This is a genomic window from Faecalimonas hominis (assembly GCF_054660755.1).
The window spans coordinates 1-6,538 of the sequence record NZ_BAAHSH010000033.1 but is presented as its reverse complement, the minus strand read 5'-3'; the positions used below and the strand labels follow the sequence as shown (position 1 = coordinate 6,538).

At 38.0% G+C, this 6,538-nt stretch carries 7 protein-coding genes and 2 pseudogenes; 5 read left to right on the top strand and 4 right to left on the bottom strand.

Annotated elements, in window-relative coordinates:
- The 4 genes and pseudogenes from ACYQ35_RS06500 to ACYQ35_RS06485 form a co-directional block, all read left to right on the top strand.
- Positions 1–788 (top strand): DUF4316 domain-containing protein (locus tag ACYQ35_RS06500; RefSeq protein WP_459831368.1); only part of this gene is annotated, 788 nt, incomplete at its 5' end.
- A gap of 147 nt (positions 789–935) precedes the next feature.
- The gene (locus ACYQ35_RS06495) at positions 936–1,160 is read left to right on the top strand and encodes a hypothetical protein (protein WP_009244748.1); all 225 of its coding nucleotides are present in this window, start codon (positions 936–938) and stop codon (positions 1,158–1,160) included.
- A complete protein-coding gene (locus ACYQ35_RS06490) occupies positions 1,145–2,677 on the top strand; it encodes a DUF438 domain-containing protein (RefSeq protein WP_004843446.1) in 1,533 nt (510 codons plus the stop codon). The genes ACYQ35_RS06495 and ACYQ35_RS06490 overlap by 16 nt, the downstream gene beginning before the upstream one ends.
- Positions 2,678–2,686: 9 nt before the next feature.
- Positions 2,687–3,229: pseudogene (locus ACYQ35_RS06485) on the top strand (Rossmann-fold NAD(P)-binding domain-containing protein); the annotation flags it as partial.
- 60 nt (positions 3,230–3,289) lie between these two features.
- On the opposite strand, the gene ACYQ35_RS06480 reads toward ACYQ35_RS06485, so the two are convergent.
- Positions 3,290–3,967 (bottom strand): Crp/Fnr family transcriptional regulator, encoded by a 678-nt coding sequence (locus ACYQ35_RS06480; RefSeq protein WP_004613243.1) that lies wholly within the window; start codon positions 3,965–3,967, stop codon positions 3,290–3,292.
- A gap of 341 nt (positions 3,968–4,308) precedes the next feature.
- Between ACYQ35_RS06480 and ACYQ35_RS06475 the strand changes: the two genes are divergently transcribed.
- Complete coding sequence (locus tag ACYQ35_RS06475) at positions 4,309–4,635, top strand: cupin domain-containing protein (RefSeq protein WP_009244745.1); 327 nt, start codon at positions 4,309–4,311, stop codon at positions 4,633–4,635.
- A 27-nt stretch (positions 4,636–4,662) separates the two neighbouring features.
- Here the strand turns inward: ACYQ35_RS06475 and ACYQ35_RS06470 are convergent, their stop codons facing one another.
- From ACYQ35_RS06470 to ACYQ35_RS06460, 3 genes and pseudogenes are all read right to left on the bottom strand, one after another.
- Positions 4,663–4,872: a hypothetical protein gene (locus ACYQ35_RS06470; protein WP_004843443.1), complete on the bottom strand. Its 210-nt coding sequence runs from the start codon at positions 4,870–4,872 to the stop codon at positions 4,663–4,665.
- Positions 4,873–5,177: 305 nt separating this feature from the next.
- On the bottom strand, positions 5,178–6,122 hold the full coding sequence (locus ACYQ35_RS06465; RefSeq protein WP_459831351.1) for a hypothetical protein: 945 nt from the start codon (positions 6,120–6,122) through the stop codon (positions 5,178–5,180).
- 90 nt (positions 6,123–6,212) lie between these two features.
- Positions 6,213–6,538: pseudogene (locus ACYQ35_RS06460) on the bottom strand (relaxase/mobilization nuclease domain-containing protein); the annotation flags it as partial.

The window sequence follows — 6,538 nt, the reverse complement described above, 5'->3', positions numbered from 1 at the left end:
AGGGAACTAAGCCCGTATTTGAAGTTTGTTTTTGGTGGTACTTAAACAATACTATACGCTATACAGATTATAAACAAGTATATAGAAGTTGGATGCGGTATGATGAAACACCGGATAATATCCGAAACCGTTTGGTAAAGCAGTTACCGAAAAATTTTTCTGGACATGCCCTAAGCATTGGGGACGTACTGATTTTGGATAAAAATGGGGAAGCGGCAGCCTATTATTTGGAAAAAGAGGGATTTACTGTTTTAACAGAGTTTATTCGGAATGGTTCGTCCAGTACATTGATTTCTCTTGCCACTACCGATTTTCATATTGAAGGGAAAGAAGGAAGCTGGCTTGCCTTCGATAATCTGGTGGTGGAAGGAAAAGAATTTTTCCTGATGGAGCATACGATATACGGGAAAAATGCTGCTTGGGTAGTGGTAGATGGAACTGGAAAGTTAATCGTGGATCAGGTTACAACGGGATTTGACGAAACAGTCAAAGAACAGATCGTTTCTTATCTGCACCCACAAGAAATACGGGGAAAAAGTGGGAAACCTGTTTTGGAAAACTGGCAGAAAGCCTATGAAAATGGAGAATATTTAAGAAGTGCAGAGATTACAGAAGAACAAAATTATAATATGATTGATGGAAGAATGAATAATCTGCCAGTAAAGCCCCGTAAGATAGGAACACGAATTTCTGTGTTAGACCGTTTGCATTTAAAACAGGCGGCTTTAAATATGAAGAATTTGCCACAGCCGGTTATGGAGAATGAGATGGAGAGGAAAAGGAAATAAAAAGAAAGGGAAATCGGGATTTTATGAGGTGAGTTATGTAAAAAGCAAAAGCAATTAATATTTTGGGAGAATTTTGTGGCAAGCGTGATATAGAAGAATTTACACAAAATGTATTAGAAAAAAATTGGAATCAATCAGGCTGATGTAATGGTTTTATTTGGAGGAAGCATTATAGCTGGTGGTGATATTCTTGCTGAAGCCATTCAGAACGAAGTGGCAAAGAAAAATATTATTGTCGGAGGTGCTGGACACACAACAGAGACATTGAGAAATGTTGCTGGAGCAACAGATTATTTTAGGGAATTTAGGTTATTCTATTTTGTAACAAGGAAAGATAGAAAGGTGTGGATGTTTATATGGCAAAGAAATTAGACTTAAACAAACCAGTATTTGAATTGGTTCAGGAATATCCTGAGCTTGTAGATGTTTTAAAGGATTTAGGATTTTCAGAGATTACAAAGCCTGCAATGCTTAACTCTGTGGGACGCATCACAACAATTCCAAAGGGAGCTAAGATGAGAAACATATCCATGATGAAGGTTGTGCCGGCACTTATGAGTAATGGGTTTGAACTTATTGGGAAGATGCCAAATATCTTTGCACTTGGAAAGAATAATGCAGGAGACGAGACCAGCAGTGAAGATGGGGCTTTTCAGGAAAATACAAGAGAAAAGATAAAGAGCTATTTAAAGCGACTTGGAGAAGGCGAAGACTTAGAGAGTGTGCGCAAAGACTTCGTAGAGAATTTTTCAGAGGTAGAGGCATCTGAAATTATGAAAGCTGAGCAGGAGCTAATTAAGGAAGGCACACCAATCACAGAAGTGCAGAAATTGTGCGATGTTCACAGTGCCTTATTTCACGGTGCAACAAAGGAAGAAAAGATTGCAAATGCAGAAAAAGCAGTAGAAGAGTCACTTAAGAAAGAGGAGACATCTAAGAAACTGATGCCGGATGCATACAATCAGAAGCATGCTGCAGCAAAGACTCTTAGAGAAACTGTTGGACATCCGATGTATCGATGGGCTCTTGAAAACGAGAAGATAGCCGCATTGATTCATGAAATTCAAGGAGATATTGAGTCTGGGAATGATGTAGGAGAGAAGCTATCTGAGCTTCGACAGATTTCTATTCATTATGCAGAAAAAGGAGATCTTGTCTATCCGGTATTAAAGGTACGCTATGAGATCTCAGGACCTTCGGATGTGATGTGGACAGTGGATGATGAAATTCGTGATGAGCTAGCTGCACTTGATAAAATATCAGATTATGATGAAGAATGGATGAACCGACTTCAGACAGTTCTCAAACGAGCAGATGAGATGATCTATAAAGAAAATAATATTTTATACCCTATCTGCGCAGTGAATTTCAGCAGGGAAGAGTGGTATGGCATTTACGAGGATGCTAAGGACTATGCACCTGTATTTGGAGTAGAAATGATCTGGGATGAGGCAGAAAAATATAGTGCTGATAAAAAAGCAAGAACAGAGGCGGCTCTAAGCGATGGAGAAATCATATTAGGTGGTGGTCATATGACAGTTCCACAGCTGGAAGCACTTCTCAATACATTGCCTATCGAGATTACATTTGTGGATGATAATAATATCAATCGCTTCTTCAACGAAGGACCAAAGGTGTTCAAACGCCCTCAGATGGCGATTGACAGGGAAGTATTTTCTTGCCATCCACCTAAGATAGAAGCGATGGTGCGAGCAATTTTAGATGATTTTAGAAATAATAAGCGTGACAGAGTTCCAGTTTGGATGGAGAAGAATGGAAAACCATTCCTTGTAACATATATGGCAGTAAGAGATAAGAAAGGCAATTATCTTGGAACGGTTGAAGTAGTACAGGATATGCAGTTTGCAAAAGAGCATTTTGAACAATAAGGAGGGCAAGGATATGCACCGAATCGTGTGATTGGATCAGGAACGGTTCTGGATACAGCAAGACTAAAAGAACGTCTCGGGGAGCATCTGGAAGTAGATAGTCGAAGTGTTCATGCGTTTATTGTTGGAGAACATGGAGACAGTGAGATTGCCGCTTGGTCAAGTGCCAACGTGTCAGGTATTCCACTCCATGATTTCTGCGAGATGAGAGGGCATCATGACCATGAAGGAGCTACGTCAGAAATTGCGGAGAAAGTAAAAAACAGCGCCTATGAAATTATTCAAAGGAAGGGTGCTACTTATTATGGAATAGCAATGTCGGTAAAGAGAATATGTGAAGCTATAATCAGAGATGAACGTTCGATACTTCAAATTTCAACAATGATGGATGGAGAATACGGAATCAAGGATGTAGTTCTGTCTATGCCAAGTATTGTAGGTGCAGAAGGATTTATATCAAAGGTTCCCATTTCACTATCTGAAGATGAAATCAAGGCATTACACAAATCAGCTGAAACACTGAAATCAGTGCTGGAAGAGGCATTGGAATAAAATTGTTGTGAAATCTCATACAGCGTATTTGGCAAAGGGGATGGGCGCATCCCCTTTTTTCTATAGTAAAAGTTTCATTTTTTTATCGTTAACTTCTATAAGATTTTCATCTTGCATACGACCAAGTTCTCTGGACAGTGCACTTCGGTTTACACCTAAGAATTCTGCAAGTGCTGTCTGTGTAAAGGGAACATGGAGATACCCTTCTGAGTCTGGCGCTAAACTATGCAAATAGATTAGAATTCGATCTCTTAAAGATTTCTGATTTGCAATTCTTAGTTTTAGATTTGAAAAAACATTTTGTGAGGCAAGTATTTTGAGCATGTTAGTGGTTAAATTCAGTTGGTAAGAGCATGGACAGGAAGAACCGCTTATAATACCTTTAAGATTAATTAACATAATGGTGCAGTTAGTCAATGCTTTTAGCTGTATTGGACTGTATGGTGTTTGCACGCATGCCAGGGCTTCTGCAAATGATCGACCACGTTCAAAATGATTCATATTGATTTTGCTGTAGTTTTCATTGATAAATGATCCTTCAACTGTTCCATCAAGCACAATTCCGGAATATAACAAAGGTTCTCCTAGGTGTTGAATTAATTCGTCTTTTTCAAAAGAGAGAATTGAGGCCTGGAGGAAGTTGAAAATTTGCGGATAGTGTTCAAGAGGAATTCCTTCAAATAGCTTTGCTTTCGATAGTATCGGAAGATACTTCTGATAATCATCTAGTTTCTTCATATGCTTATTACCATCCTTTCAAATGAAATTTTATCATATCATCGATATTGTTGCTACAGCAACAGAAAAACAAGAGGCCTATGGATAAAATAATAGATGTAAAGAAGAGAAAGAGAGGTGGAAACGATGAAAGAACAAGCTGGAAAAATTATAGATTTTGTAAGAGAAAACAGAACAGTGCCAGGGTGTACCATCTCGAAGCAAATCTATCATGAGAATGGCACAGGGATATCAATTTTTTGCCTGGAGAAAGTATTCTAACACCTATTCAACGGTCGGTTGGAGTTAGTGCAATAAAAGATTCTATATATAAAGAGATTGAATTTCGAAAGGAGACTATTATGAACGAGGTAATCAAGGCGGGAGAAGTATTTAAGTTAGCAGAGTTACTTCCATATCAGGAAGGAAAGATTGTAAATATGGATTTGGCGCATAATGACAAGATGAAATTTGTTGTTATGAGTTTTGATGCAGGAACAGGTCTTTCAGAGCATGCAGCTCCGGGAGAAGCCCTTGTGATGGCACTTGATGGAGAGGCTGTGATTGGATATGAGGGACAGGAGCAGGTGATCCACGCAGGAGAAACTTTTAAGTTTGATAAGTTTGGAAAGCACTCAGTAAGTGCAACAAAGCAGTTCAAAATGGCACTGTTATTGGTTCTTGAGTAAATATGAGGAGATATCGCTATGAACTATTTAGAGATTGAAAAAGTAATCGGAAGACAGATTATTGATTCCACTGCCCCATTGGAAAGCAGCAAGTGCATATAACGAATACTGTGAGCGGGGAGTGGCTTTTAGTCCATCCTCTGCCTTATTACAGTCAATGCGTAACATATATCCGGCAGATGTATAAATGTCAATGCTGTTGTGATACATGTTGTATTTTGCGTAAATGGTATTCATGTTGTGTCTCCTTCAAATCAATAAAAATATAGAAGCATTTCAATCAGTTCACCATGTCATTTTCATTTTATGTTATAATGTGTTATCAGATTTTTTTGCCCTTGTATTTTCCCTTATCAGAGTTCGTAAACTTATATGGGAAGATATAACACAAGGGAAACAATAAGGGAAAGCTCACCTGCGACAAATCCAGCGTTTTCAAAGGTTTACAGTGAATTTAATAACAAAATATAACAGTTATTAAATTTCCTAAAACAGGTGAAATCTCAATCGGAATTTGTGTATTCGGATTTCCCTCGTTCCCTTTATAGTTCTTTTAACATAGCGAAATATTTTGGGCGTTCTGCTTCTGGGATTTTCAGAGCTACCATAGCCTCTTCGGTAGTCAAGTTTAGTGTTTCCATTAGATTGCGGATACTGTCTAAAGTATTTCGCTCAGTAGTGCTTTCAACAATTCCCTGACTTAAATTACACATCAGCGACACCTCTCTTTCTAAATTCTGCGTCATTTCAATATCAAAATCATCATGGAGAATTCTTTCCTTTTCCTTCGGTGTTGTTTCTGAAGAAAGCAGAACATTTAATAATTTTAAAACTCCGTGATAATTCTCACTGTCCGGTTTGCCGAGACAAATTATAACAGCAGACATCAAATCATAATTTTCCACTTTTTCGGTAACATGCCCCACAAGCGATTTTTCTGCAATGTAATATTGGGTAATAGTATTTTCTCTGGATTTTGGCGGGTTCATACAAATCCAGATGGAGTAGACTTTGCGAATTTTATCGTACTGTGCAGATGAAAATACAGTACCATATTGGGCAGAAATCATACGACTGCAATAGTATATGCTGCGTTTAAGCAACGGATAACCGGGATAAAAATTGTTTTGTGCTTCTACATTGATAATTAAACGGATGAACTCACCAGACTTTGGTGCAGTTGCTGTGAAACGAATATCGTAGGTAATCGTTCCTTCCGTAATGGTTTTATCTTCTGTGCGCTCTCCCTTGATTAAAGAGGGATTGGTCTGATCAGGCAGAACCGGAACTTCTGCGACTTGCGGTTCACCTTCAATATATTTTTCAATGATTTCTGAAATGCTGCATTCCCGATATTCTTCTAAACAATTCTTCATAATCCAAGCAAGAATGATTTTTTCAGAAAGCAGCCGTTTACAAGCAGAGTCATAATCTGAATTGCTTCCTGCAGTACGAATTGTTTGCGATAGCGTTGTTTCCAGTTCCACTAAATCACCACCTTTTCTATCTTGCCTTTAGTATAAAGCACATCACAAAAGAATACAACAAAAATAGAAAGAAATTTTGGAGCATAAGGGTTAGCGTGGTGGTATATCCTTTTCAGAATTCTTTTCAAAATCAGACTTTCCATGAAGAATCATCTCGACATTTTTACATACAGTCTGCAATTCTTTTTCGTATTGTTTTCTTTTTTGATATTCCTGACGCTGCATATTTTTTATGGAAAGCAGTTTTTCTCTTTCAGATTTTAATAATTTCATAGAAAGCAATGTTTCATTTTCTGAGTGCTGCTTTAAGAAATTCCGGGCAGTTTCATAAAGCGTAATTTCTGACAGATGCTCCTGTCGGAATTGTTTCTTATTTTTTGCGTGTAAAAATTCCCTGTAAAAAGAGTGAATAGTCG